The organism is Ruminococcus sp., assembly GCF_016283395.1.
Window position 1 is genome coordinate 1 of sequence record NZ_JAEEMU010000042.1, and the last position, 25229, is coordinate 25229.

A 25229-nucleotide genomic window follows, 5' to 3' on the forward strand; every position below is an offset into this window, starting at 1 on the left:
CGGACAAGTGTTTCGATGTATCTGTGGGCTGTGGACGTGGACTTGAAGCCCATTGCGTCCATTATTTCCCTGACCGATGGGGACATTCCGTCGCTGAGACGGGACTTTATATAGTTGAAAACAGCTATTTCCTTGTCTTTCAGCATATTATTTTTCCTCCGAAAGCTTTTTCAGTACCATTTTTGCTATCTTGTATGCGTCGCCGCAGCCGAGAGTGATAACGAGGTCGCCCTCCTGAGCGTGTTCGCAGATATAGTCGCATATCTGTTCAAAGTTTGCGTATTTGCGCTCGTCTGTCCATTCTGCGGTCTCGTCCTGCGGGAACCATATGCAGTCCGGTATCTTTTCCGCAAGGTGACGGGTGAATATACCGTAGGTATTCTTCTCGCGGCTTCCCATGATATCGGTGAGCACGGCGTGGTCAGGTATCTGCAGCACTCTTGCAAAATCATCAAGGAGGAGCTTTGTACGGGAGAATGTAAAGGGCTGGAATACTGCCCATACGTTATTGAAGTTCATTTCCATAGCTGCATTCAGCGTAGCTTCAAGCTCCGTGGGGTGGTGAGCGTAGTCGTCAACTACGGTTATGCCCTTTTCAAAGCCCAGCTTCTCGAAGCGGCGCTTTGCTCCGCGGAAGTCCTCAAGGCCCTGCTGTATGAACCTGAAGTCAACTCCCACATAGCGTGAGGCAGCAACGGCTGCAAGGGAATTGAGCACATTGTGTATTCCTGCAACATGGAGGGTTATAGTTCCAAGCTTTTCGCCTCTGTACATAGCGTCGTAGGTGGTGAGAAGACCGTTTTCGTGCTTGACGTTCCCGGGATAGTAGTCGCAGGAGCTGTCCCTGCCGAAAGTGATTATCTCCTTGCCTGTGATGCCCTCCAGGGACTTCATGGAATTGGCGTCCGAGCCGTTGACGATTATGCACTTTGAGGTGTTCTCGCTGAATTTATGGAAGGACCTGATGATATTTTCAAGAGTTCCGAAATAATCGAGGTGATCGGCGTCGATGTTGAGTATTACGGATATATCGGGGAAGAATTTAAGGAAGTGATCCTCGAATTCGCATGACTCGCATACCATGATATCGCTTTTGCCTGCAATGCCGCTTCCGCCGATGCAGGGGAGCTTTCCGCCGATATATGCCGAGAGGTCAATGCCTGCTGTGTAAAGTATCTGTGTTATCATTGAGGTGGTCGAGGTCTTGCCGTGAGTACCCGAAACGCAGATAGCGTTGCTGTACCAGCTGGTTACGATACCGAGAAGGTCAGCACGTTCAAGCACAGGGACTCCGCTTGCTCTTGCGGCTACGAGCTCGGGGTTGTCAGCCATTATAGCGGCAGTGTGTACGATAAGGTCAGCTCCTTCGATATTCTCTGCTCTCTGACCTATGAAAACGGGAATACCCATTTTTCTTACAGCATCAAGTGTCTCGGTCTCGTTATTGTCAGAGCCTGTAAGGTAGTAGCCCTGAGAGTGGAGTATCTGTGCGAGAGGGTACATACCCGAACCGCCTATGCCTATGAAATGAATGTGCTTTTTACCGTTTAAAATATTGGTATCCAAAATGATCACCTTTCTTAATATATTATAATAGTATATGCCCGAGTAGGATCGGGAGATATAAACAGTCCATTATTTTTGATGAACTGATATTTTCTTGTGCTGAAAAGCGGAAAATGTTAACAGTATTTGTAATCTCATGATGTTTACAGAGTGGTCAAAACAACGCTGTCACGTGCTTTTTACGTATTTTTCATCGCTTTCACTTGAAATAATTAGATTTTTTCCTTATAAAAACAAAATTTAGCTTGCATTTTTACAAAATATACGCTATAATAGTTTATAGGTTTACTAACTGCTGCGTAATGTGGGAGAAAAAAAGAAAATCAGCAGTCAGACCGAGGAGTTCATAGACATTTTAAGGAGGAAAATCTATGGAGATTACAGATGTAAAAGTCAGAAAGATCATGTCTGAGGGCAGGCTCAGAGCCGTAGTTTCGGTAACTATCGACGATATGCTCGCAGTGCATGATATCAAGGTGGTACAGGGAGATGAAAGACTCTTCGTGGCAATGCCCAGCAGAAAGGACGAAAACGGAGTGTTCCGTGATATCGTTCATCCGATCTCTGCTTCCGCAAGAAAGCTTTTTGAGGAAAACGTTATCGAAGCATATGAAAGACAGCTTGCTATCCTTGAAGCTGAGGAAGCAAACGGAAATGTTGAAGAAGCTGAAGAGGCTTGATCTATGGCACTGTTTAAAGACCTACCGTGAGGTGGGTCTTTTTATATTCCCAGTAGACGTGCGGCTTTGAGTATAGTGACCTGAGTTTTGCCGTCACGGATAGTACCGTCCATTACCTGCTTTACAGCTTCCGAAAGAGGTATGCGCTCCACATCGAGAAATTCATCGGGATCAAGGTTCTGGCTGCTGAAAGTGAGTCCCTTTGCAAGGTACATGTATGTTACCTCACTGTTGTAAGCAGGAGTAGGCAGCATTTCGCCGAGGTATACATATTCCGAGCAGGTGTAGCCTGTTTCCTCGAGGAGTTCGCGTCTGCCGCATACGGCGTGATCTTCGCCTTTTTCAAGCTTGCCCGCAGGAACTTCTCTTGTTACTGTCTGAAAAGGATAGCGAAACTGCTTTACAAGGAATATCTCGTTGTTTTCGGTTATTGGTATCACGCATACACCGCCGTGGTGGTGGAGTACGTCTCTGACAGCAGTATTGCCGTTTTCAAGCTCTGCGGTGTCGTGAGTGATAGTGAAGATAGGCCCTTCGTATTTAACATCACTTGATATAGTTTTCTCCTGTAAGTGCATATCAAAGCCTCCATTATTTATTATTGGCAGGATTTTGCCTTTATAATAAAACCTCCTATGCTTTATGTTTTACCATAGGAGGTTTTACTTCTATAATGTCTTTAGCTTTAGCCCCTGTTGGCTTAAAGTATATTTATTTTAAATTAAGTGTGACATCAGGATTGCCAAATATATGAAGATTTTCAATACGTGCTGGAGAATCTGAAGGAAGAGAAGAATTTGATAAAATACCCATAGTGTATTTTTCTCTTGCATAATTTACAGCTTCTCTTACAGTTGTATTGGGATTTGCTTCAACAGCATCCATCATATATTTAAAGAATTTTTCAGCACCTGATACAGAATAATTAAATCCGATTACACAAGTTGCACCTGCGTCATAAGCTGTCTGAGCTAAGCTTTTTAAATATACAGTTCCTGTTGCGCTGCTGCTGCACGCAAAATATACAAGTGAAACGTGTTTCCATGCAAATTCAGGATTGATCTGTAAAAATTCATTAGAATCCAAAGTCTGCTCAACGTCTTTGTCAACCTGGATACAACCGGGTGTGCCATTTCCCTGAATAGCTACTATGTTTGAAGTAGAAATACAGTTTAACATTGATGTTCTTGAATTGAGAGATGTTGGGGATTCAGGATTATATCCGTAAGTGTCATATCCTAAGTTGTGTAAAGAACTTACTATAGAATTAAGAGATTTCTGACTTTCAGCACTTGGTTGTGTAAGTACCATGTATGAAGCACCTCTATCAGAAACCCTTTCAAACGCCCAGTTATCGTTCATTCTTGTATTACTGTAATCCCAAATCTGAATGATCGCATTGTTTGATTTAGAAGAATTAGTTACTTCAAGAACTTTTTTTCCTTTACTGCTTTTAGTACCAATTTGAAAACCGCCGCCAATTGCATTTTCAATTGTGAATCTCTGTTCAGTGCTGTTTGAATAGTAGTGGTAGAGCTGTGCATCTGTTCCGTTTGTATTAGCCATATATGAATTTTGAAAATCTAATGAAGCTGCTTCATAATGTACTGGTTTTATAGTGTAATAACCGTCAGATTCACGAGTTATACGGAACTGCTGATTTTTTCCACCTGTAAAATCATACTGGATGATCTCTGTTCCGTTAGCTGTTCTTGCCTCTTTAACATCAATGTATTTGCCACTGTTAAGGTTGCGTATATAATATATTCCGTCACTGATATTTCTTCCTGCTTCGGCTTTTGCGTTAAGATTTGTCATTGTAGTGAATGATAAGCTTGTTATGCAAGCAGTTGTTGCAAGCAAGCCTGATAGTAATTTTTTAATGTTCATAGTTTGATCGATTCCCTTCAATAAAAAGTTCAGTAATTCGAATTAATCTGATAATTAGTTGATTTTGAATCGTTCAAATGGCCATAAGAACATTTTTATTATATATTATTTTATTGAAAAAGTCAACAGAAAACCGAATATATTTTCGATTTTGCGCTAAAAAGTGAAAAGCGGCAGATTGCTCCGCGCGAGTGTTGCTATTTCTTGAATTATATGTTATAATAGAGAGTGCTACTATAAACGAATGAAGGGAACATGAAATGGAAGTTTACCTTGACAATGCAGCTACCACCAAGCCCTGTGCAGAAGCGATAGAGGCTGCTGTGGGAGCTATGAACGATAATTACGGCAATCCGTCGTCGCTCCACCGTGTGGGACTCAATGCGCAGCTCCTCATGGACGGCGCAAGAAAGACAATTGCCGACTCCATAGGCGTTGAAAGCGGCTGTATCATTTTTACTTCGGGAGCTACCGAGAGCAACAATCTCGCACTCCGCGGAGCTTCGGCTGCTTACGGCAGAAAGCGCAAAAAGATAGTTATATCCGCAGTCGAACACGCTTCTGTGGATGAGACTGCTGCTGACCTTGAGAAAAAGGGCTTTGAGGTGGTACGTGTTTCGCCCCGTGAGGACGGAAGATACTACGCTGCTGATTTCGTAAATGCTTGTGATGACGACACCTGCCTTATCAGCATGATGTACGTCAATAACGAAACAGGCTATATTATGCCCGTCAAGGAGACTTTCTCCGCAGTAAAGCGGAAATTTCCTGATATCATAACTCATACGGACTGTGTACAGGCTTACATGAAGCTGCCTGTTAAAGCAAATGCACTCAGTGCCGATCTCATATCCCTCAGCGGACATAAGATACATGGTGCAAAGGGTGTGGGAGCGTTATACATAAAAAAGGGAGTCCGTGTGATTCCCGTTGTTACAGGCGGCAAGCAGGAAAAGGGCATACGCTCGGGTACTGAAAGTGTTCCGCTAATTGCGGCATTCGGTGCGGCTGTGAAGAAGCTTGTTCCAACCATATCGGAGCGTTATGAAAAAGTAAGCGGACTTAAAGCGTATCTGCTGGATAAGCTCGGCGGAATTGAGGGAGTTACGGTGAATTCTCCCGAGGACGGTTCGCCATATGTGGTGAATATCTCGGCAGTAGGCAAGCGTTCGGAGATAATGCTCCACTACCTTGAAAGCAAGGAGATATATGTTTCAAGCGGTTCTGCCTGTTCAAAAGGACAGCAGAGCGGAGTTCTGGGACAGTTCGGCATAAGGGACAAGCGTGCGGACAGTGCGCTGCGTATCAGCATGACTGCCGAGACTACCGAGGAACAGCTTGATATCTTCTGCGAGGCTCTCAAAGAGGGTATGGAAAAGGTAAGAGGCTGATACACTGTAAATTGAAGTAGGGAAAAAAATGTGTAATACAGCCATTAGCCGTTAGCCATTAGGCATTAGCCGAAAGAGTTCGCTAACGCTCACATTATTTGAATTATTCGCCGAAGGCGACACATTGGCTAAAAGCTAAGAGCAAAAGGCTAAAGGCTTGGTTTTATGATAAGTGTGAATTAAGATAATACTTCCATAATTCAAGTATTATTATATTAAATAGTATAGGAGAAGAATATGAAAGAGTTAATACTTGTAAAATACGGTGAAATGGCACTGAAAGGTCTCAACAAAAAGACCTTTGAGGATATGCTCATAAAGAACATAAAGCGCAGACTGAAGCCTCTCGGTCACTTCCAGATGACCAGTGCTCAGTCCACAACATACATTACTCCACTCGATGAGGACATCGACCTCAGCGAAGTTGCCGACAGAGTGGGCAAGATATTCGGTATCGCAACTTATTGCCGTGCCTGCGTGTGCGAGAAGGACTTCGATGACATCTGCAACAAGAGCTACGAGTACCTTGAGGACGTACTCAGCTGTGCAAAGACTTTCAAGGTCAATGCAAAGCGTTCGGACAAGGCTTTTCCTATGAAGTCCCCTGAGATATGCATGGAGCTGGGCGGCAAACTTCTTGATAAGTTCCCGCACCTCACTGTTGACGTTAAAAATCCAGAAGTTACGGTAACTGTGGAGATACGCGACGAGAACGCTTTCGTTCACGCCGAGAACATCAAGGGAGCAGGCGGACTTCCCGTAGGTAGCAGCGGCAAGGCTATGCTTCTCCTCTCGGGCGGTATCGACAGCCCAGTTGCAGGCTATATGATGGCAAAGCGCGGTATCCACATCGCAGCTATACACTATGTAAGCCCTCCCTATACTTCCGACCGAGCACAGCTCAAAGTCGAGCAGCTCTGCCAGAAGCTCACGGACTACTGCGGAGGCATCGCATTCTACTGCGTGCCGTTCACAGAGCTTCAGGAGGCTATCAAGGACCACTGTCCCGAGGAGTTCTTTACTATTATAATGAGAAGACTTATGATGGAGATAGCTCAGCGTATCGCAGCAAAGGACAACTGCCTTGCACTTATCACAGGTGAGAGCGTGGGACAGGTGGCAAGCCAGACTATGGCAGCTATGGTTTGCACCGATGCTGTATGCCGCATACCTGTTTTCCGTCCATGTGTTGGAATGGATAAGACTGAGATAATCGAGATAGCTCGCAAGATAGATACATTTGATACATCAGTACAGCCTTATGAGGACTGCTGTACAGTATTTACCCCACGTCATCCTAAGGTAAGACCTCAGCTTTCTGACATTGAAAAAGCTCAGAACAGCTTTGATTTTGAGCCGCTCATACAGAAGGCTGTTGAAAATACAGAGATGAAGACCTTCAATTTTGGAGATTGATTTTTTAAGTTTTTCACAAAGTAATCACTTGATTTTTGTGAAATGTTGACTAAAGAGAGCGTGTGAATTTAGTGGTAAGCAGTAAATTTTCTGAATGTAATACCGAAAAACTTGACAAAACAGTTGAAAGTGTTGTAAAATTATTAGAACGGAAGGGTCTGAAGATAGCTACAGCGGAGAGCTGTACGGGCGGACTCCTTTCGGAGCTTATAACATCAGTATCGGGTGCGTCGGCAGTTTTTGAACTGGGGATCTGTACTTATTCGGAGAGAATAAAGACAGAATTTCTTAACGTTCCTGCTGAGGTGATCAAAAATTTCGGAGTCGTAAGTGAACAGACTGCACTTTACATGGTCAGAGGACTGAAAGAAAGTTCGGGTGCAGATGTGTGTGTTTCCGTAACGGGGATCGCAGGTCCATCGGGCGGAACTGCTGAAACACCTGTGGGAACGGTATATGTTGGCTTCGATATCTGCGGCAGACAATTTGTACGGCTGCCCGAGCTTTGGAAGCTCAGTGACATGAGCAGAGAGCATATAAGAAAGTGTACAGCGGCTTATGCCTTTGACACTATTGAAAAAGTACTGATGGAGGCGGAAACAGACTGATGAGCGATAGATTAAACGACGAAAGCTCAGAAGCTCAGCGCAGAGCTGAGAAGATAAAAGCTATCAGAAGGTCGATACATGGCGAAGCAGAAGTTGCGCCTACGACTTATGACAATAATAAAACATCGGAAAGCGAACGCTCGGAAACTATATCTGATCGTATAATGCGCGCCAAGGAAAAGCACAGCTCAACAGCTGAGGATATCCTTGATGAGCTGGATCAGGCTATAGCTTTTGAAAAGGCTGAAGCTGAGAGATTAGCTGCCGAAACGGCGGCTGCGGCAGAAAAGTCCGCAGTTGATGCTTCTCCCGATATCTCGGACATCATCAATGAGCTTGAAACACCCGTACAAGAGGAATTGAGCGAGATTGCTGATGAAATTACCGAGGATTTTTCAGAGGTGGATACCGGTATCGCAGCGGAGGTTGAGGACTTCACTGAAACTGTGACTGAAAGTTCGGAAGAAGAATCACAGACGGAAGAAATTGCTGCGGCTGTCGAAGAAATAGCTGAGACTTTCACAGAAGCTGAGGCTGATGACACCGAGGAAACAATGGTGTTCACTCCTGTTGGTCATGATACTGTTGAGGATCAGCTTGCTCCTCTAAAACGGGCTGAGGAGGAGGCTGCACAGCAGCTTAAAAATACCAACGAAAGCGTTGACGAGCAAAGCTTTCAGAAGACTGCAGTGCCTGACGAGACAGTCAAGCCTGCAAAGAAGAAAAAAAAGAAGAAGAAAAAGACTTTCAAGCAGAGACTTCGCGGACTGTTCCCGGAAAAAGGCGACAGTGTGTTGGAATGTGTCAGAAAGATCGTTTTTCTCGGCTCAATAATCGCTATATGTGTCTGCGGATACCTTGTGGGCGATTATTATTACGATCTCTGGTCGAGTAAACACAAGACTTCAGAATTAATGGATATATACGATATCTATAAAGACCGTGAGCCGAAAATTGAAGAAGAAACAACTCCCGAGGGAGATAAAAGAAAAAAATATGGCGGTATGCTCGACGGAGCCAAAAAGCTCTGGGACATCAACCATGATATAGTAGGTACTATCAGTATACCTGATACACCATTGAACAATCCTGTTTTACAGGCAGACGATAATTCAAAATATCTGGACAAGAAATATGATCTCACTGAAAATATTGCAGGTGAGATATTCATGGACTACAGAAATCATTTCGATGATGTAGGCGAGGACGGATATTTAAGGTATGAAAATTCGCAGAATCTGATCATCTACGGACATGATATGTGGGACGATCAGATGTTTGGCTTTTTGAAATATTATCTCAGGAATGAGGAGTATTACGGAGCACATCCCGTAATTGATCTCAGTTCCAATTATGAGAGATACAAGTATAAAATATTTGCATTTTTTATGCTCGACAACAATGACGATACAGATACGAAGTTTGACTGCTGGAACGTTCTTGATTTTGCTGACGAAAAGGAATTCTACGATTTCGTCAATGAAGCAAAGAGAAGGACGATACGCACAAATGACGTAGATGTTGAGTACGGAGATCAGCTCCTTACACTTTCTACCTGCAGCACCTTCTTCCCCGATGAAAGAGGACGTCTTATAATTCTTGCAAGGCGTGTAAGAGAGGGAGAAGATCCTAAAAAGGGAACTGAACACAGCGAGGCAAATCCTAACATAAAATGGCCTACATTATATTATTCGATCCATCCGGACGAACATTATGATCCAGATGCCAAATTCGTTCCCTATGGTCCAAAGGGAGGAAAGTGATAAGCAATGAACAAGAACGCTAAAACAATAACAGCCTGCGTAAGCTGCGCTGCGGCTGTTGGACTTGGTGCGTTTGCATTATATTTGAACAAGGACAAAAAATCTGTTCCGACAGTTGATAGTGTTCCCGAGGCTGTGACAGAAGCAGCAACGGAGGCGAATGCCGAAAAGCTTTCAGCCGATTGGGCAGACAATTATGATTACGTGCCGTCTCTTAACGGTGTGTGCGAGAGAACCAAGTCACTGATGCGTCTCAACAAGGACATTATGGGCTGGGTAAAGATCGATGGAACTCAGGTCGATTACCCGTTCTTGAGAGACCCCGGTGAGGTAGCTGCAAACGATCCGTATTACGGACCTGATGAGTGGGTGCCTAATTCTTATTATCTTGAAAAGGATATATTCAGACAGTATTACGACCGCGGAACATTCTATGCGGATTACCGCAACAACTTCGGCGGCGATGAAAGTCAGCAGTCTGATAATCTTGTGATCTACGGACATAACTGGTATGACGGAACTATGATGGGATCGTTGAGAAAATATCGTCCCGATCCCGAATTCTATGAGCAGCACCCCTTTATAGAGGTGAGCTCGAACTATAAGGAATACGAATACGTCGTCTTTGCATATCTCATAACAAGCGGAAGCTATAATGCTACCGATTTCCATTACTGGGATATGGAAGATTTTGATACAGAAGAAGACTTTAAGTTCTACATCGACAACTGCCGTGGCGGACAGCTTCTGGATACAGGTGTTGATGTTAAGTACGGCGACAAGCTGCTGACTCTTTCTACTTGTTACGCTGACTATGATAACTCACGTTTCATAGTTGTGGCAAGAAGACTCAGAGACGGCGAAGTCGCAGGAGACATGACAACTATACAGCACACTGAGGAGTATTTGAAGAAAAAGAAAGAAGAAGCAGAAAAGGCTTCCAAGGAAGAAGCCGAAAAAGCAGCAAATGAAGAAAAGTCTCAGTGAACTGACTTTATAATTTAAAGGAGATTGTTATGAAAATGCAGAAAATGCTTAAACGAGCAGCAGCTGCAGCCTCGGGAGTAATAGTATTCGCGGGGACAACAAGTATGACTACCGCTGAAAGTGCGGAAACTGAAGTGAAAACTTCGGTGACTGCCGAAGAGGTAAGTGATACAGTAGATGCTGTTACGGAAGCAGCTTCTGAATTAGCTGCGGAAATCGCAGAACCAAAACAGAAGATGCCTGAGGATTGGGAAAAAGCTGATATCAGCGATTATGACTCAAGCCTCACGCTTATAAGCTATGAGCTTGCAACACCTGAAATGGCTAAAGTGGGTGAAGCTGTCGATCCTTATGCAGGTCTTTCCGAGGAAGAGCGCAAGGCTCGTGAGGAAGAAGTGGAAAAGAAGAAGAGTGCTCTTAAAAAGGGAACTCCTACCTTATCCAAGAACTCTGCAAAGAGCAGGAGCAAAACTCCGACTGCTGTCGAGATAAAAACTTCGGGAGCATTCGTTGGTGATATCCCTGATTCTCAGCCGGGACCTACAATAGACGCTCAGCCGGGACAGTTCGCATTCGTTACATACGGTTGGGGACACGGCGTTGGCATGAGCCAGAATGGTGCTAATTTCTATGCCGCTTATGCGGGCTGGACTTATCAGGATATACTGTTCCACTATTATCCCGGAACATACCTGATGAATACAGGAATGACAGATGACGAAGAACTTACTATCGCTCACGAACCGGCAGGTGATACTCTGAAGGTCGTATCCGAGATAGTAAACCGCGAGGTGGGCGGAAGCTTCTCTTACGAAGCTATCAAGGCCCAGGCAGTTGCAGTATATACTTATTTAAAGTATAACGGTGACGATTCAAGAGACCTGAGAGGTAAGCCAAATCCGCCGCAGGTAGTTATTGACGCCTGCCAGGAAGTTCTCGGCGAAGCTCTTTACTATGATGATAATTATGCTCTTACAGTATTCTCTGCTTCAAGCGGAGGCTGTTCAGCAAACTGCTATGAAGTATTCTATGCAGACTACCCGTACCTGAGAAGCGTACCGAGCGAGTATGATGCTGCGTTTGATCCGCACTGGGGTACAGTAAAATATATGGATGCGGCAGAAGTGAAGAAGAAGCTGGAAACAGCTTACCACATCACACTTTCCGACGATCCCGACAACTGGATACAGCCTGTATACTCGGAAGAGACAGGTTATGTAACAGATGTAAATATCGACGGACAGACTACTGCAAAGGGCTATCCGTTCTCAATGATGATGGGACTTAAATCATCAAAATTCAATCTTACATATACACATGATTGATAAAAGGTGTAAAACAGCCTGATTAAGGACATTAAGAACAAAAGGAATAAGTCTTTGGATATACCAAGTGTCACGGCATTTTATATTCGGAGACTTATTCTCTTTCTTTTTGGGTGATGAAAGGTGAAGCCAAGTGGTAAAAAAATCCTTAAAAATACTCAAAAAGGTGAAAAAAGGTGAAAACAAAACAAAATATTTAACGAATATAAAAACGTTTGTTTCGTTTTAAAACAACCGTAAGTTAAACTTTAAACAAAATCGACAAAAAATAGCCGATTTTAGGGTTTATACTTGTGAGATATTCCATCTTGAATTTCTACCCAATTAATGATAAAATATGTTTAGGGTGAAAAAAGGTGATTGGATGTGAAATTTTCCAAATTAGGGTGATCTGATCCTAAGAGGTTGTACGAAAGCGAGGCGAAGTTCAAATGGCAGATCTGTTATGTGGTACCTATTACCCAAGTATAGATCAGAAGGGCCGTATGAGCTTCCCGACTAAGCTGCGTGAGATCCTCGGACCTGAGTTTTTTCTCTGTCAGGGACATGATGACTCCTATATCGCCGTATATTCGCCGGAAGCATTTCAGGACTATTGTGAGACTCTTAACTCGATCCCGGGCAAGCAGGGTGCTGACATAAGACGTAAGCTCCTTGCAGGTGCTGATAAACAGGTCCCCGATAAACAGGGACGTATCTTTATCACCCAGCAGCTCAGAGATCATGCAGGCATCACCGATGAAGTCGTTGTTATCGGTGCAAACAGAAGAGCCGAGATTTGGAACAAGTCCAAATGGGAAGAATTCAACAATAATATCTCTCAGGAAGAGATCAACAACGTTCTTGCTGATCTTGTCCTTTGATACGAACGTTTTTGTATTCGTTTTCCGAACTTTGTCGGATTAAGGAGAGTTTTGTTTAATGGAATTCAGCCACATACCTGTTATGCTTGAGGAATGTATCGAAGGACTTGACATTCGTCCCGACGGTATCTATGTAGACGGTACCGCAGGCGGTGCAGGTCACTCCTCTGCAATCGCTGCCCGACTGAATGAAAAGGGCAGACTTATCGCTCTTGACAGAGATCCCGACGCAGTTGCTGTTGCAACGGAAAGACTGTCGGTGTTCACCAATGCCAGAGTGTTCCACAGGAACTACTCAGAGATAAGAGCGGTCCTCGATGAACTTGATATAGACTATGCCGACGGTATCCTTATGGACCTTGGTGTTTCGTCATTTCAGCTGGACGAGGGAAGCAGAGGCTTCTCTTATCACTCTGATGCTCCGCTTGATATGCGAATGAGCAAGGAGGGGATGAGTGCAGCAGATGTTGTCAATACCTATTCCGAGTCAGAGCTTGCAAGGATAATATTCGAGTACGGAGAAGAAAAATTCTCGCGAAAGATAGCTGCGAATATAATCAGAGCAAGAGAAAATGCTCCTATAGAGACTACATTACAGCTTGCAGATATAATAAGAGAAAGCGTTCCTCAGAAGGCAAGGCGTGAAAAGAACCCTTGTAAAAAAACCTTTCAGGCAATAAGAATAGCTGTCAACGGAGAATTCGAGCACCTCGAAAAAGGACTCGAGGACGCATTCTACAGTCTGAGACCGGGCGGACGGCTCGCAGTTATAACCTTCCATTCCCTTGAAGACAGAATAGTAAAAAAGAAATTCGCGGAATGGTGCAGAGGTTGCATTTGTCCACCTGACTTCCCACAATGTGTATGCGGACACAAGCCGCAGGGAAAACTTGTAAACAGAAAGCCGTTAGAGGCTAAAGAAAAGGAACTCGAAAGAAACAACAGAAGCAGAAGCGCAAAGCTCAGAATAATAGAAAGGAGTGCGGAAAGCAATGGCTGAAAACACTGTACGCTATTATAACGACGAAAGCTACGACGATGCCGACTCGGACGAGACAACCGATATGGACGACGCAGTAAAGATGGATACTGAGCAGAAGCCTGAGATACAGATCAGAAAGAACGAAGCTCAAAGCGGTTCGGTTCTTATGATAATATTCGTATCGCTGCTGGCTGCCGCACTGCTTGGCTCGGTCATCTATTCGCTTGACAAGCGGAACACCATGTACAACAAGGTATCTGCTATGAACGAGAAGCTCGATGAAGCCGAAGCCGAAAATGTAAGACTCCAGTCTGAACTTGATAGTAAGATGTCCGCTAAGAATATAGAAGAATATGCGGAAAACGTTCTGAAGATGCAGAAGATAGATTCTACTCAGATAAAGTATATCAAGATACAGACAGGTGATGTCGTGACTATTCCGGAGCAGGAAAAAGGTGTGATAGCGAAAATAAAATCCTTTTTCGATAAATGCGTGGAATATTTCAGAGGGTAAGTCCAATATAAATATAACACAAGGACTGCCTGTATAATTAATGAGCACTATCGGCGATAAAAATATAAAAAGCCGAAGTTATATGTAGAACACGGAGATACAGCGGGTGATCGGAATATCGGAATTGCAGTTCTCGGGCTCTTAGAGAGAAAGAGAGCCCGGGAGCGGCAGTCCCACGCTTGAATAGCGATAAATCCTTCGTCGTATCAGAACAAAAGGACATCCCAAAAAAGAAATAAAGATGTTCACGGGCGGGGCACACAAAAACCCTGCCTTATTTATTTATAGTCGATTTTTCGCGGAAAGGAAGAATTCTGCTGTGATAAATACAAATCCGTCGAACTCGATGCGGTTCAGGTCGAAAATAGTTATGACAGCTGCTTTCAGTCTGCTTTTCGGAGCTGTTGCAGCCAACTTCTTCAAAATATCCGTTCTTAACAACAAGAAGTATCAGGATATGGCAAATGACCAGCATTTCGGTTCGATAAGCATCTCTGCACACAGAGGTACTATATATGATTCAAAGGGCATAACTCTCGCAAAGAGTGCGACTGTATACAAGATCTTCATTGATCCTGCTGCCTTTAAAGATGACCTTGAAAGCCTTCAGAAGCGCATCAACAAGAGAAATGAAGATAAAGCGAACGGTACATATACTCCCGAATATGACGAGAAGGGTCAGGAGATAAATGTACTTCCCGAGTCAGCTGAGGAGTTCAAGAACAAAGCAGCTGCATTTATTGCGCTTAAACTGAATGTAACAGCTGAGAAGGTCAAAAAAGCTATGGACGCAGAGGGCAGATACTCTGAGCTCAAGGTCCAGACAGAAAAGGCTGTTGCTGACGAGATACTGGATTATTTCTATGATATGGGCTTTGTTTCTATAGGAAGCGTCGAGGATACAAAGCGTTACTATCCTCAGAATGATCTTGCTGCTTCTGTAATAGGCTTTACCAGAGGAGACATAGCATACGGTATAGAATCATCTTATAATAAGTATCTGTCAGGTGTTGACGGAAGAACTGTTTCTGCCAAGGACTCTAACGGTAAGGAGCTTCCTTACAGATACTCCAAGACCTTTGAGCCGAAGGACGGCGATGATGTATACCTTACTATAGACAGAGAGATACAGTATATCCTTGAAAAGCATCTTAAAGAGATGTCTGAGGAGCACGATGTAAAGAACAGATCATGTGCTATAATGATGAACCCTAAAACGGGTGCTATACTGGGTATGGCTACATATCCAAGCTTTGACCTGAATGATCCTATCGAGCTTTCAAGCGATATGCTGCTCAAAAGAGTATTCTATGATAAAGAGATAGAAAATCCTACAGAAAAGGATATTGAAGAATGTACTCCCGAAGCCCGTGAGCGTCAGTGGAACAACAAGTGTATCAGTGAGCGTTACGAGCCGGGTTCGGTATTCAAGATAATAACAGCTGCCTCTGTAGTTGAAGAAAAATCCGTTGATGTCGATACATGGTCTCATGTTTGCAACGGCGTAGAGTATTTTCAGGACGGCGACCGTAAGCTTCCGATTGCCTGTCATAGTGTAGACACAGGCGGACACGGACCCGTGTCGTTCCAGGAGGCACTTACAAAGTCCTGCAACCCTGCTTTTATGGCTTTGGGTCAGGCTCTCGGTATGGAAAAGTTCCAGTATTATTTCGATGCTTTCGGTTTCAGAGAACCAACAGGCATTGACCTTCCTTATGAGGCAAACGGTGATCTTCCAAAACTGGGTGACGGTCCGACTGATATGAACCCTATCGACCTTGCCGAAGCATCATTCGGACAGTGTGAAACAGTTACACCTATAGAGCTTATCACCGCTTGCAGTGCAGTTGTAAACGGCGGCTATCTGCTTCAGCCTTATGTAGTTGACAAGGTAGTCGATCAGGACGGAAACATAGTTCTGAATAACGAAAGAACTGTAAGAAGACAGGTAATATCGGAAGAGTCCTCGAAAACAATGGCAGATGCACTGAGAAATGTCGTTATAGGCAATACCGCAGGCAATGTTGATATTATGGGCTTTGCAATTGGCGGCAAGTCGGGTACTTCACAGCGTTTCAGTGCCATAAAACAGAATGTTGCTCAGGAATACGGCAAGGAAAACGAAAATCTTAATGAATACGGTGCTTCGTATTTATGCTTTACTCCTTCCGATGATCCCGAACTGATACTCCTTGTGCTTGCTGATATGCCTGATAAGAGCAATCAGCAGTATTACGGAAGCAAATGTGCAGTTCCGTGCGCACAGGATATCCTCACAGACGTACTCAGATATCTTGACAAGAGCCCTGAGTATGATGAGACTGAGCTTAAAAACCTTAATGTAAAGGTTCCGCTCCTCAAGGGCGCATCTATAGATGATGCAATAAAGACTATCCAGGGACTCGGCGGCGGCAGCGTAAAATATGAAAAGATAGGCAACGGTATCGAAGTAGTTGAGCAGTCTCCTATAACAGGAACATATATATCAAAGGACGGCTGTATCTACCTTTATACCGAAAAGGGAAATACCTATGAACCTGTAACGGTGCCCGATCTTTCATATTATAGTCCTGAGCTTGCAAACGAGGTATTAAGCGCACTTGGTCTTAACTATGTTGCGAAGAACTCTCTTGCAACGCAGGAGGGGGCAACGGTCAAGAGTCAGAGCATAGATCCGTATTCAGTTGTAGCTAAAGGTACTACTATAGAACTTGAATTCCAGGCACAGTCGTTCAACGACTGACGATGCCCAAAGAAAAAGACAGGAGGCAGACGAAATGAAATTATGTGATCTTATTGAAAATAACGCTGTTACTGCAATAGGCGATACCGAAATAAGTTCCGTGACCGACGATACGCGCAAGGTAACTGAGGGAAGCCTCTTTGTCTGCGTAAAGGGCGGAAGTTTTGACGGTCATACGGCAGCTGCGGAGATGCTGGAAAAGGGCGCAGCGGCTGTTGTGTGCGAGCGTGATCTGGGACTTGGCGACAGACAGATAATCACGGAAAATTCCCGTAAGCTTTACGGTCAGATATGTTCGGCATGGTTCGGACACCCCGAGCGAAAAATGAAAATGATAGGCGTTACTGGTACTAACGGTAAGACTACCATAACTAATGTTATCAAGCATATCCTTATGAAAAACGGACACAAGACAGGTCTTGTGGGAACAATACAGAATGAGATAGGCGATGAAGTCATTCATACCGACAATACCACACCTATGGCATATGATTTCATGCAGCTGCTTGCCAAAATGGCTGATGCAGGCTGTGAGTATGTTGTAATGGAGGTATCTTCATTCGGTCTGTGTCAATACAGGATAGGTTCATCTCACTTTGAAACTGCGGTGTTCACAAATCTTACTCAGGATCACCTTGACTATCACAAGGATATGGAGGACTATTATCAGGCAAAGAAAATGCTCTTCGATATCTGTGATACAGCTGTTATAAATGCAGATGATGACTACGGAAAGAGGCTTTTCGGTGAAGTAAACTGCCGAAAGCTCAGCTTCAGCGTAAAGGAAAATGCAGACATCTATGCAGACGGCATAAAGATAAAGTCCACAGGTTCAAGCTTCTGGTTCTGCCGCGGCGATAAGTCGCATCTTATAAAGACAAGAATGCCCGGACTTTTCAATGTTTCAAATATCACAGCTGCTATAGCTGTATGCCTTGAAGCTGGTCTCGGCATTGACAATATAATCCCTGCCGTTGAGGAATACAACGGCGTAAAGGGACGATGTGAGGTAATACCTACAGGGCGTGACTTCACAGTTATCTGCGATTACGCACATACTCCCGACGCTATCGAGAATATACTCAGAAGCGTTAAGGAGTACACTGAAAACGACCTTATATGCCTGTTCGGCTGCGGCGGAAACCGCGATGCGGCAAAGCGTCCGAAAATGGCGAAGGCTGCTGCAAAATATGCCGACAAGCTTATAATAACATCGGATAATCCGCGAAATGAAGAGCCTGAGGCTATAATAAAGGATATACTTACAGGTATCGAAGGTATGCCTGTGAATTATGATGTAGTTACTGACAGACGAGAAGCTATATATCATGCCTTGAAAATTGCTGATAAAGGTGATATAATAGTACTTGCCGGCAAGGGACATGAGGATTATCAGATACTTGCAGGCATGGAGCATATCCACTTTGACGAGCGTGAAGTGGTTGCCGAAGGTCTTAAACTGCTCGATAAATAAAAAACTGGAGTTGTTATTTTAAAATGTCTTTCTGGATAATTAATCTTGTCACAGCACTTCTTTCATTCGTGATAGCAGGAGTTTCGGGTATATTCCTTGTACCTTTCCTGCATAAGATAAAATTCGGTCAGCCCATAAAAACTGTTGACGGACCTAAGTGGCACGCGAAGAAGCAGGGAACTCCCACAATGGGCGGTTTCATGTTCATTATATCAACTGTCATAACTGCTATTGCAGGCTATTGGATATACAGGTGGAAAGTGGGCATAGATACTACCGATAAGAAGAGCTTTTATCCGTTCTATCTTATGCTGGGCTGTATACTTTTCTCCGCAGCATTCGGTATCATCGGTTTTATCGACGACTACACAAAGGTAGCCAGAAAGAAAAATGACGGACTTACTCCGTGGCAGAAAATAGCTTTACAGCTTTTATTCTCTGTAGGTTTTCTTGCAGTGATCCACTTCTTCGGTGACGGCGAGACACGTATAGACCTCGGTTTCTGGAAGTCGCCTTCACTGGAAATATTCTATTATATACTTATGCTGGCTGTGATAATCTACCTCACTAATGCGGTAAACCTCACAGACGGTGTTGACGGACTCTGCGGTTCTGTAACATTTGTAGCTATGCTCATATTCACAGTATGCTGCACTATCCTCAAAAAGGATGAGATGACCTGCTTCACTATGGCACTTGCAGGCGGCTGTCTCGGATTTCTGCTCTGGAACTTAAATCCTGCAAAATGCTTCATGGGCGATACAGGCTCAATGTTCCTCGGTGCAGCCGTAACAGGTGTGGGACTTATCCTCCACAAGCACCTGCTGCTTATCCTCGTTGCTCTTGTGTATATCCTTGAAGCACTTTCCGTAATGATACAGGTGACTTACTTCAAATACACCAAGAAGAAATACGGCGAGGGCAGACGTATATTCAAAATGACTCCTATCCACCACCACTTTGAAATGAGCGGATTCAGTGAATACAAGATAGTGATATCTTTTTCGCTTTTCGGCATGATTTTCGGAGTATTGGGCATAATTACTCTGCTGGCACTTAACTAATGTCAGCTATCGTCACCACTTTAAGGAGGAAAAATGGCAGCAAGCAAAACTGAAAAGAAAAAGCACGTTTCTATCCCGAACTTTTTCTCGGGAGGAAGAAAAGGAGACCTGAGCCTTTCGTTCTTTGCATACGTTATGATACTGCTTGTTGTCGGTATCGTAATGATGTCCTCAGCAAGCTATGCGTGGGCATACAGCGAGCACGGCGGTGATGGTCTTTACTATGCAAAAAAACAGGCAAAAAATGCCATAGTTGGCTTTGTCGCAATGATCTTCTTTATGAAGATGGATTATCATAACTTAAAGAATTTAAAGCTCCCTGTGCTGAAAAAATTCAACATAGCAAGCCTTTTGTATTTTGCGGGCATAATACTTCTTGTTGCCGTGCTTATTTTCGGTAACGATGAAGGCGGTTCAATGGGTGCAAGACGTTGGATAGACATCGGTCCGCTCAACTTGCAGCCGTCCGAGGTCGCGAAGCTTGCGCTTATCATCTTCTTTGCCTATAATATGGAGCGCGACGGTGATAAGATGAATGATCTCAAGACAGGTATAGTAAAGTACGCTGTTATTCTCGGAGTTTATGTAGTTCTTATAGCCGCTGAAAAGCATATCTCAGGTATCATTCTTATAAGCACTATCGCTATAGCTATGATACTTTGCGGCGGTGTAAACAGAAAGCATTTTCTTGCTTTCGGAGCAGCTGCTCTCGGACTTGCGATTGCTTATATCTCATGGCAGGCACAAGTACCCGGCAGTTACGTAAGTACCAGAATAAAAGCCTGGAGAGATCCCTTTGCCGATAAGCTCGGCGACACATGGCAGAATGCAAACTCTATAATAGCTATAGGTTCAGGCGGTTTTTTCGGACTTGGTCTCGGAAACTCACGTCAGAAGTACCTCTATCTCCCTGAGACAAAAAACGACTTCGTTTTCCCTATAGTATGCGAAGAACTTGGCTTCGTAGGAGCACTTGCGATTATAATAGTATTTTTCCTTCTGATTATTGAAGGCTTTTCCATTGCAGTACGCTGCAAGGACAGATTTGGTATGCTCATAGCTGTCGGTATCACCACACAGATAGGAATACAGACTGTTCTTAACTTAGCAGTTGTAAGCAATCTTATACCTAATACGGGTATCAGCCTTCCGTTCTTCAGCTACGGCGGTACTGCCCTCATAATGCAGCTGGCGGAAATGGGAATAATGCTGAATATATCTCAGCACAGGTATTATCCCGATGAAAAGCCTAAACCGAAAAAGAAGAAAAAAGCTGTCAAAGAAGAAAAAGCTGAGCTAAAAGGAGCATGAACATGAGAGTACTCATTGCCTGCGGCGGAACAGGCGGTCATATAAATCCGGGACTTGCAATAGCTGATATAATAAAGAAGAAATATCCCGATACGGAATTCCTGTTTGCAGGAACTCCGAAAGGTATGGAAGCAAAGCTTGTCCCGAAAGCAGGATACAGACTTGAGACTATCAAGGTCGCAGGATTTCAGAGAAAGATATCTCTCGAAAATATAGGAAGAAATGCAAAGGCTGTAGCTTATCTTGTCACTTCGGGCAGGAGGGCAAAGCAGATAATAGAGGGCTTCAAGCCCGATATCGCCATAGGTACAGGCGGTTATGCAGCAGGTCCTGTTATCAGGAAAGCTGCAAGAATGGGCATACCTACAGCTATCCATGAGCAGAATGCTTACCCCGGCGTAACAAACAAGCTTCTTTCAAAGGAAGTGGACTATGTTATGCTCACTGTCAAGGAAGCACTCAAGTTCATGGACAAGAGCAAATTTGAGTACAGCGTTACGGGACTTCCCGTAAGGAGCAATATAAATACAATGAGCCGCGAGGAAGCACGTAAGAAGCTGGGCATGGACGACAGCTTCACTATCCTTTCATTCGGCGGCAGTCTCGGTGCAGGCTGTATAAATGAGACTATGACCGAGGTCATCAAGTGGCACGTTGGGAAGGGACTTGACATCAACCATATCCACGGCTACGGAGGCATGGGAAAGGATACTTTCCCACAGGCTATGAAAGCCGCGGGTATCCCTCTCAAAAATGACAGACTTCGCATCACCGAGTATATAAATGATATGGACGTATGTCTTGCTGCGGCAGACCTTGTTATATGCCGTTCGGGTGCGTCCACACTTGCTGAGCTTGAAGCGGCAGGAAAGGCTTCAATACTTATTCCCTCACCTATAGTTGCAGGAAATCATCAGTATCACAATGCAATGGTGCTCGGCAATGCAGGTGCGGCAGTAGTCATTGAGCAGAAAGACGTTACAAATGAGCGCATGATAGCCGAGATAGAAAAACTCTACGGCGACAGCGCAAAGGTAAAGTCAATGTCCGAAAGTGCAGCAAAGCTCCACCTTGCAGATACAAATGACAGAATACTTGCAGTAATAGATAAACTTATTGAAAAGAGCAAAAAATGAACACAGGTGAAAAAGTTGAAGTAAACGGCGTAAAGCTCAATGTGTACAGCGAGGGAAGCGGCGATGTTACCATAGTTTTTATGGCAGGCAATGGCGTTACCTGTCCTGTACTTGAGTATAAGCCTATATATCGCAGAATGTCAAAGAATTACCGCATAGCTGTCATTGAAAAGGCAGGCTACGGCTTCAGCGGCAGTGCGAAAACTCCGAGAACTATCGAAAACCTCGTCAGTGAGGACAGAGAAGCACTTCTCAAAGCAGGCATTGAGCCGCCTTATGTTCTCGCAGCACATTCCTATTCGGGATTTGAGGCTGTATACTGGGCAAATACCTATCCCGATGAAGTTAAAGCAGTGCTGAGCATGGATATGGGCATACCGACTATGGCGGTATTGCAGGCTAAGGAAGTAAGCGAGGAAAAACGCTGCGGCATGGTAAAGAAGCAGCAGAAGCTGCTGCAAAAAGTGGCTAAAGGCGGACTTCTGACAAAGCTGTTTAAAAACAAGCTTGAAAATGCTTCGGGACTTCTCAGCGGCAGCGAGCTTAACGACGAGGAAAAGAAGATATACAGGGAAATGTTCTATAAGAACATCGCTAATCCCGAATTTACCGATGAAGCCATGCACATGACAGAAAATGCTCAGAAAGCCGAAAATACAGGTATTCTGAAATGTCCGTGCTGCTTTTACATAAGTGATATGAAAACTCTGGCGAAAAATGTGTCGTGGAGACAGGTCGGGATAGACTACGCAAAAAAATGCGGCGGAGATGTACATCTGTCCGATAAAGGACACATGATGTACGCTTTCATACCCGATGAAATGTCGGATACATTCAGTAAATTCTTACATTCAGTCTTTTGTAATTAGCAATTAGGAAGCGGCTTTGCCGCTTTATTGTCGGGCGAGCGGAACTCGCCCCTACAATGGGCTTAACTGCTAACGGCTCAACTCAAAATTCAGCAAGCTGGATTTTGATTTGTAACAAAAAATCCCTCACAGGCATACAATACAGAAAATGCTGTGAGGTGGTTTAATGCAGAAATTCATAATAACGGGCGGCAAAAGCCTGCGCGGCGAGCTTGCACTGCAGGGAAGCAAAAACAGTTCATTGCCCATAATGGCGGCTGCACTGCTTTGCTGCGGCGAGTGTACGCTGCACAGTTGTCCTAAGCTTACAGATGTTTATGCAGCTTCAAGGATACTGAACTGTGTGGGATGTCGGTGTACATTCTCGGATAAAACAGCGGTGATCGATTCGCAGGTAGTAGATAAGACTCATGTATCCGAGGAGCTTATGCGCGAGATGCGCTCTTCAATAATATTCATGGGTGCTATGCTTGGCAGAGCAGGGGAATGTGTTGTAAGCGTCCCCGGCGGCTGCGAGCTTGGTCCGCGCCCTATTGATATGCACCTTGCTGCACTTAAAAAAATGGGTGTCGATATTACCGAAAGCGGCGGCAGCATAATCTGCAAGGCTGTTGGCGGCAGAGCAAAGGGTGCAAAGATATCGCTTGCTTTTCCTTCGGTGGGCGCAACTGAGAATATTATCCTCTGTGCAGTTACCGCCGACGGTGAGACTGTCATAAACAATGCTGCCCGTGAGCCTGAGATATGCGATCTCTGCGGATTTTTGAGAAACTGCGGAGCCGACATAAAGGGCGATGGCGAGAGCAGGATCATAATTAAAGGAAAAAAACAGCTTCACGGCTGTGAATATACAATAATGCCCGACAGGATAGCTGCGGCGACATACCTTTCAATGGTCGCAGCCACACATGGCGAGCTTATACTTACAAATGCCTGCGTTCCTGAAACAGAACCGTTCCTTTCGGTGCTTGAGCAGACGGGGTGCAGCATATATACATCAGAAAATAAAATATACCTGCGCAGCGGTTCGCGCCTGCGTGCTTTAAAGGAAAGGATAAGGACAATGCCTCATCCCGGATTTCCTACAGATGCACAGGCTGTGCTCATGGCTGCGCTTGCTGTTGCTGACGGAACGAGCATTTTCGAGGAGAATATCTTCGACTGCCGCTATCGTCACACAGATGCTCTTATAAAAATGGGAGCAGATATACAGGTGCTTGGCAAAGTCGCAGTTGTAAAGGGAGTTGAAAAGCTTCGCGGTGCAAATGTGCAGGCTACCGACCTTCGGGGAGGAGCAGCGATGATAATAGCTGCACTTTGCGGTATGGGGACTTCCGAGATAAGTCGGATCTGTCATATTGACAGAGGATATGAAAAAATTGAAGAAGCCGTAAGACTTCTCGGCGGAGATATGCGTCGGGTCTGAGGCGGAAAGTCTGGAGAAAGTATGAAAGACGTCGAGAAAACAAGTGTCGAGAGAAAGAACAGCCGTAAACGTATCAGACGGCGAAAAAGAATGATGAATGTTTACGGACTTGTGGGACTTCTGCTGGCAATAACCGCAGGAATAACCATAAGCTACACTTTCCTTTTCAACATCAGCGAGATACGCGTTTCGGGAGAATCCGATATGTATTCCGCTGAGGAGATAGTTGTGGCATCGGGTATAAAAGAGGGGGATAATCTTCTCAGACTCGATCTGAAAAAGAGTGAACAGAGGATACTTGATGAACTTCTTTATGTAGAGACCGCAAAGGTGAAAAGAGACTTTCCATCATCACTTGAAATAACAGTAACAAGGTGTATACCAGCATTCAATGTGCAATACGAAGGCGGAGTGCTAATTGTAAGCAAAAAAGGCAAGATACTTGCCAGCAACGATTTTATCACGGAGGGACTCCCTGTGATAAGCGGACTCGATCCGTCACAGCTGACTCCGGGAAAGCCTGTTGTTTCGGAGAATGAGCATAAGAATGAGGCGTTCCACGAGCTTATAAAAACAATGGTATCAATGGGCGATGACAATATATCCATAGTTGATATGAGCGATGAACATTCCATAATCGTTCAGTATAAGAACGATATGATATTCAAAATGGGCAACTGGAACGATGTTGAATACAAGCTCAATCTTGCCAAGAATGTAATGAACGACGATACCGTAAAGGGTAAAAAAGGCTATCTTACAATGATAGGCTCAAACCAGTGCAGCTTCAGAACAAGCGATTCTCCTGCTTCGACACCTGGTATCATCGAGCCGACAACACAGCCTAAAACAGATGAATATGGCAACCCTATCGACGAGATAGGAAGCGGTGAGCGAAATCCCGAACAGGAAGCCGACTTTGACCGCATCAACAGTACAACTGCGCCGACTCAGCACGAGCCCGAAACAGAGGCACAGAACCAGTGGACGGATAACGGTTATGACTACAACAGCGGCTATGATGACGGAAGTCAGTGGCGGAACGATAACGGCTACGATAATGGTGGCGGATACAGTGATAACAGTGGAGATTACGGCAATTATGACGGTGCAACACAGCAGTGGTAAGGAATAAAAATGTACAAAATGCTGAAATTATGCCGCTCGTTATTGTTAAATTCGCAGAAATTAAAAAATGTTTTATTTACTCTTGAAAAAAAA

The 25229-nt window shown here is 44.4% G+C and carries 21 protein-coding genes and 2 pseudogenes; 19 read left to right on the top strand and 4 right to left on the bottom strand.

The genetic code is table 11. The annotated features are described in order from the left end of the window. A pseudogene (locus QZZ41_RS09405) lies at positions 1-146 on the bottom strand (transcriptional repressor LexA); the annotation flags it as partial. Between the two features lies 1 nt (position 147). After that, on the bottom strand, positions 148-1566 hold the full coding sequence (gene murC, locus QZZ41_RS09410) for a UDP-N-acetylmuramate--L-alanine ligase (protein WP_295070927.1): 1419 nt from the start codon (positions 1564-1566) through the stop codon (positions 148-150). 371 nt (positions 1567-1937) lie between these two features. On the opposite strand from murC, the gene spoVG reads away from it, so the two are divergent. Continuing rightward, entirely contained in the window at positions 1938-2246 is a 309-nt protein-coding gene (gene spoVG, locus QZZ41_RS09415; RefSeq protein WP_295070930.1) for a septation regulator SpoVG, read from the top strand. Positions 2247-2287: 41 nt separating this feature from the next. Here spoVG and QZZ41_RS09420 read toward each other — a convergent pair whose 3' ends face one another. Both QZZ41_RS09420 and QZZ41_RS09425 read right to left on the bottom strand, forming a co-directional pair. Then, positions 2288-2824 (bottom strand): NUDIX domain-containing protein, encoded by a 537-nt coding sequence (locus QZZ41_RS09420; RefSeq protein WP_295070932.1) that lies wholly within the window; start codon positions 2822-2824, stop codon positions 2288-2290. 133 nt (positions 2825-2957) lie between these two features. Continuing rightward, a complete protein-coding gene (locus QZZ41_RS09425; protein ID WP_295070935.1) occupies positions 2958-4136 on the bottom strand; it encodes an RICIN domain-containing protein in 1179 nt (392 codons plus the stop codon). 260 nt (positions 4137-4396) lie between these two features. On the opposite strand from QZZ41_RS09425, the gene QZZ41_RS09430 reads away from it, so the two are divergent. The 18 genes and pseudogenes from QZZ41_RS09430 (at position 4397) to QZZ41_RS09510 (ending at position 25136) form a co-directional block, all read left to right on the top strand. After that, positions 4397-5527: a cysteine desulfurase family protein gene (locus QZZ41_RS09430; protein ID WP_295070938.1), complete on the top strand. Its 1131-nt coding sequence runs from the start codon at positions 4397-4399 to the stop codon at positions 5525-5527. Between the two features lie 237 nt (positions 5528-5764). Then, positions 5765-6943: a tRNA uracil 4-sulfurtransferase ThiI gene (thiI, locus tag QZZ41_RS09435; protein WP_295070941.1), complete on the top strand. Its 1179-nt coding sequence runs from the start codon at positions 5765-5767 to the stop codon at positions 6941-6943. A 62-nt stretch (positions 6944-7005) separates the two neighbouring features. Then, positions 7006-7551: a CinA family protein gene (locus tag QZZ41_RS09440; RefSeq protein WP_295070944.1), complete on the top strand. Its 546-nt coding sequence runs from the start codon at positions 7006-7008 to the stop codon at positions 7549-7551. Continuing rightward, entirely contained in the window at positions 7551-9314 is a 1764-nt protein-coding gene (locus tag QZZ41_RS09445) for a class B sortase (RefSeq protein WP_295070946.1), read from the top strand. The genes QZZ41_RS09440 and QZZ41_RS09445 overlap by 1 nt, the downstream gene beginning before the upstream one ends. A 6-nt stretch (positions 9315-9320) precedes the next feature. Beyond that, positions 9321-10301 (top strand): class B sortase, encoded by a 981-nt coding sequence (locus QZZ41_RS09450; protein ID WP_295070948.1) that lies wholly within the window; start codon positions 9321-9323, stop codon positions 10299-10301. Positions 10302-10885: 584 nt separating this feature from the next. Continuing rightward, a pseudogene (locus tag QZZ41_RS15430) lies at positions 10886-10990 on the top strand (stage II sporulation protein D); the annotation flags it as partial. An 18-nt stretch (positions 10991-11008) separates the two neighbouring features. Then, positions 11009-11626: a SpoIID/LytB domain-containing protein gene (locus QZZ41_RS15435; RefSeq protein WP_367267475.1), complete on the top strand. Its 618-nt coding sequence runs from the start codon at positions 11009-11011 to the stop codon at positions 11624-11626. Positions 11627-12057: 431 nt separating this feature from the next. Then, positions 12058-12489, top strand: a complete 432-nt coding sequence (locus tag QZZ41_RS09460) for a division/cell wall cluster transcriptional repressor MraZ (RefSeq protein WP_074714290.1) — start codon at positions 12058-12060, stop codon at positions 12487-12489. 58 nt (positions 12490-12547) lie between these two features. Next, positions 12548-13489 carry a 16S rRNA (cytosine(1402)-N(4))-methyltransferase RsmH gene (gene rsmH / locus QZZ41_RS09465; protein ID WP_295070957.1) on the top strand — a complete coding sequence of 314 codons (942 nt, stop codon included), beginning with the start codon at positions 12548-12550 and terminating at the stop codon, positions 13487-13489. Next, on the top strand, positions 13482-13985 hold the full coding sequence (locus tag QZZ41_RS09470) for a cell division protein FtsL (RefSeq protein ID WP_074714288.1): 504 nt from the start codon (positions 13482-13484) through the stop codon (positions 13983-13985). The genes rsmH and QZZ41_RS09470 overlap by 8 nt, the downstream gene beginning before the upstream one ends. Positions 13986-14304: 319 nt before the next feature. Continuing rightward, the gene (locus QZZ41_RS09475) at positions 14305-16728 is read left to right on the top strand and encodes a penicillin-binding transpeptidase domain-containing protein (RefSeq protein ID WP_295070964.1); all 2424 of its coding nucleotides are present in this window, start codon (positions 14305-14307) and stop codon (positions 16726-16728) included. 34 nt (positions 16729-16762) lie between these two features. Continuing rightward, entirely contained in the window at positions 16763-18202 is a 1440-nt protein-coding gene (locus tag QZZ41_RS09480; protein ID WP_295070968.1) for a UDP-N-acetylmuramoyl-L-alanyl-D-glutamate--2,6-diaminopimelate ligase, read from the top strand. Between the two features lie 23 nt (positions 18203-18225). Beyond that, positions 18226-19266, top strand: coding sequence for a phospho-N-acetylmuramoyl-pentapeptide-transferase (gene mraY / locus QZZ41_RS09485; protein ID WP_295070972.1), 1041 nt, complete (start codon positions 18226-18228; stop codon positions 19264-19266). 33 nt (positions 19267-19299) lie between these two features. Further along, positions 19300-20577: an FtsW/RodA/SpoVE family cell cycle protein gene (locus tag QZZ41_RS09490; RefSeq protein WP_295070975.1), complete on the top strand. Its 1278-nt coding sequence runs from the start codon at positions 19300-19302 to the stop codon at positions 20575-20577. Positions 20578-20579: 2 nt separating this feature from the next. Then, positions 20580-21713: an undecaprenyldiphospho-muramoylpentapeptide beta-N-acetylglucosaminyltransferase gene (gene murG, locus QZZ41_RS09495; RefSeq protein WP_295070978.1), complete on the top strand. Its 1134-nt coding sequence runs from the start codon at positions 20580-20582 to the stop codon at positions 21711-21713. Further along, positions 21710-22582: an alpha/beta hydrolase gene (locus tag QZZ41_RS09500; protein WP_295070980.1), complete on the top strand. Its 873-nt coding sequence runs from the start codon at positions 21710-21712 to the stop codon at positions 22580-22582. The genes murG and QZZ41_RS09500 overlap by 4 nt, the downstream gene beginning before the upstream one ends. A 166-nt stretch (positions 22583-22748) precedes the next feature. After that, positions 22749-24008, top strand: a complete 1260-nt coding sequence (gene murA, locus QZZ41_RS09505; RefSeq protein WP_295070983.1) for a UDP-N-acetylglucosamine 1-carboxyvinyltransferase — start codon at positions 22749-22751, stop codon at positions 24006-24008. 21 nt (positions 24009-24029) lie between these two features. Then, complete coding sequence (locus QZZ41_RS09510; RefSeq protein ID WP_295070986.1) at positions 24030-25136, top strand: FtsQ-type POTRA domain-containing protein; 1107 nt, start codon at positions 24030-24032, stop codon at positions 25134-25136. Positions 25137-25229 lie beyond the last annotated feature (93 nt).

Excerpts from the sequence above, each read along its gene's own strand:
- QZZ41_RS09445 (WP_295070946.1), top strand. The coding sequence starts at position 7,551 with ATGAGCGATAGATTAAACGACGAAAGCTCAGAAGCTCAGCGCAGAGCT.
- spoVG (WP_295070930.1), top strand. The coding sequence starts at position 1,938 with ATGGAGATTACAGATGTAAAAGTCAGAAAGATCATGTCTGAGGGCAGG.
- QZZ41_RS09425 (WP_295070935.1), bottom strand. The coding sequence starts at position 4,136 with ATGAACATTAAAAAATTACTATCAGGCTTGCTTGCAACAACTGCTTGC.
- murA (WP_295070983.1), top strand. The coding sequence starts at position 22,749 with ATGCAGAAATTCATAATAACGGGCGGCAAAAGCCTGCGCGGCGAGCTT.
- QZZ41_RS09470 (WP_074714288.1), top strand. The coding sequence starts at position 13,482 with ATGGCTGAAAACACTGTACGCTATTATAACGACGAAAGCTACGACGAT.
- QZZ41_RS09510 (WP_295070986.1), top strand. The coding sequence starts at position 24,030 with ATGAAAGACGTCGAGAAAACAAGTGTCGAGAGAAAGAACAGCCGTAAA.
- murG (WP_295070978.1), top strand. The coding sequence starts at position 20,580 with ATGAGAGTACTCATTGCCTGCGGCGGAACAGGCGGTCATATAAATCCG.
- QZZ41_RS09450 (WP_295070948.1), top strand. The coding sequence starts at position 9,321 with ATGAACAAGAACGCTAAAACAATAACAGCCTGCGTAAGCTGCGCTGCG.
- rsmH (WP_295070957.1), top strand. The coding sequence starts at position 12,548 with ATGGAATTCAGCCACATACCTGTTATGCTTGAGGAATGTATCGAAGGA.
- QZZ41_RS09490 (WP_295070975.1), top strand. The coding sequence starts at position 19,300 with ATGGCAGCAAGCAAAACTGAAAAGAAAAAGCACGTTTCTATCCCGAAC.
- QZZ41_RS09500 (WP_295070980.1), top strand. The coding sequence starts at position 21,710 with ATGAACACAGGTGAAAAAGTTGAAGTAAACGGCGTAAAGCTCAATGTG.
- thiI (WP_295070941.1), top strand. The coding sequence starts at position 5,765 with ATGAAAGAGTTAATACTTGTAAAATACGGTGAAATGGCACTGAAAGGT.
- QZZ41_RS09480 (WP_295070968.1), top strand. The coding sequence starts at position 16,763 with ATGAAATTATGTGATCTTATTGAAAATAACGCTGTTACTGCAATAGGC.
- mraY (WP_295070972.1), top strand. The coding sequence starts at position 18,226 with ATGTCTTTCTGGATAATTAATCTTGTCACAGCACTTCTTTCATTCGTG.
- QZZ41_RS15435 (WP_367267475.1), top strand. The coding sequence starts at position 11,009 with ATGACAGATGACGAAGAACTTACTATCGCTCACGAACCGGCAGGTGAT.
- QZZ41_RS09430 (WP_295070938.1), top strand. The coding sequence starts at position 4,397 with ATGGAAGTTTACCTTGACAATGCAGCTACCACCAAGCCCTGTGCAGAA.
- QZZ41_RS09420 (WP_295070932.1), bottom strand. The coding sequence starts at position 2,824 with ATGCACTTACAGGAGAAAACTATATCAAGTGATGTTAAATACGAAGGG.
- QZZ41_RS09460 (WP_074714290.1), top strand. The coding sequence starts at position 12,058 with ATGGCAGATCTGTTATGTGGTACCTATTACCCAAGTATAGATCAGAAG.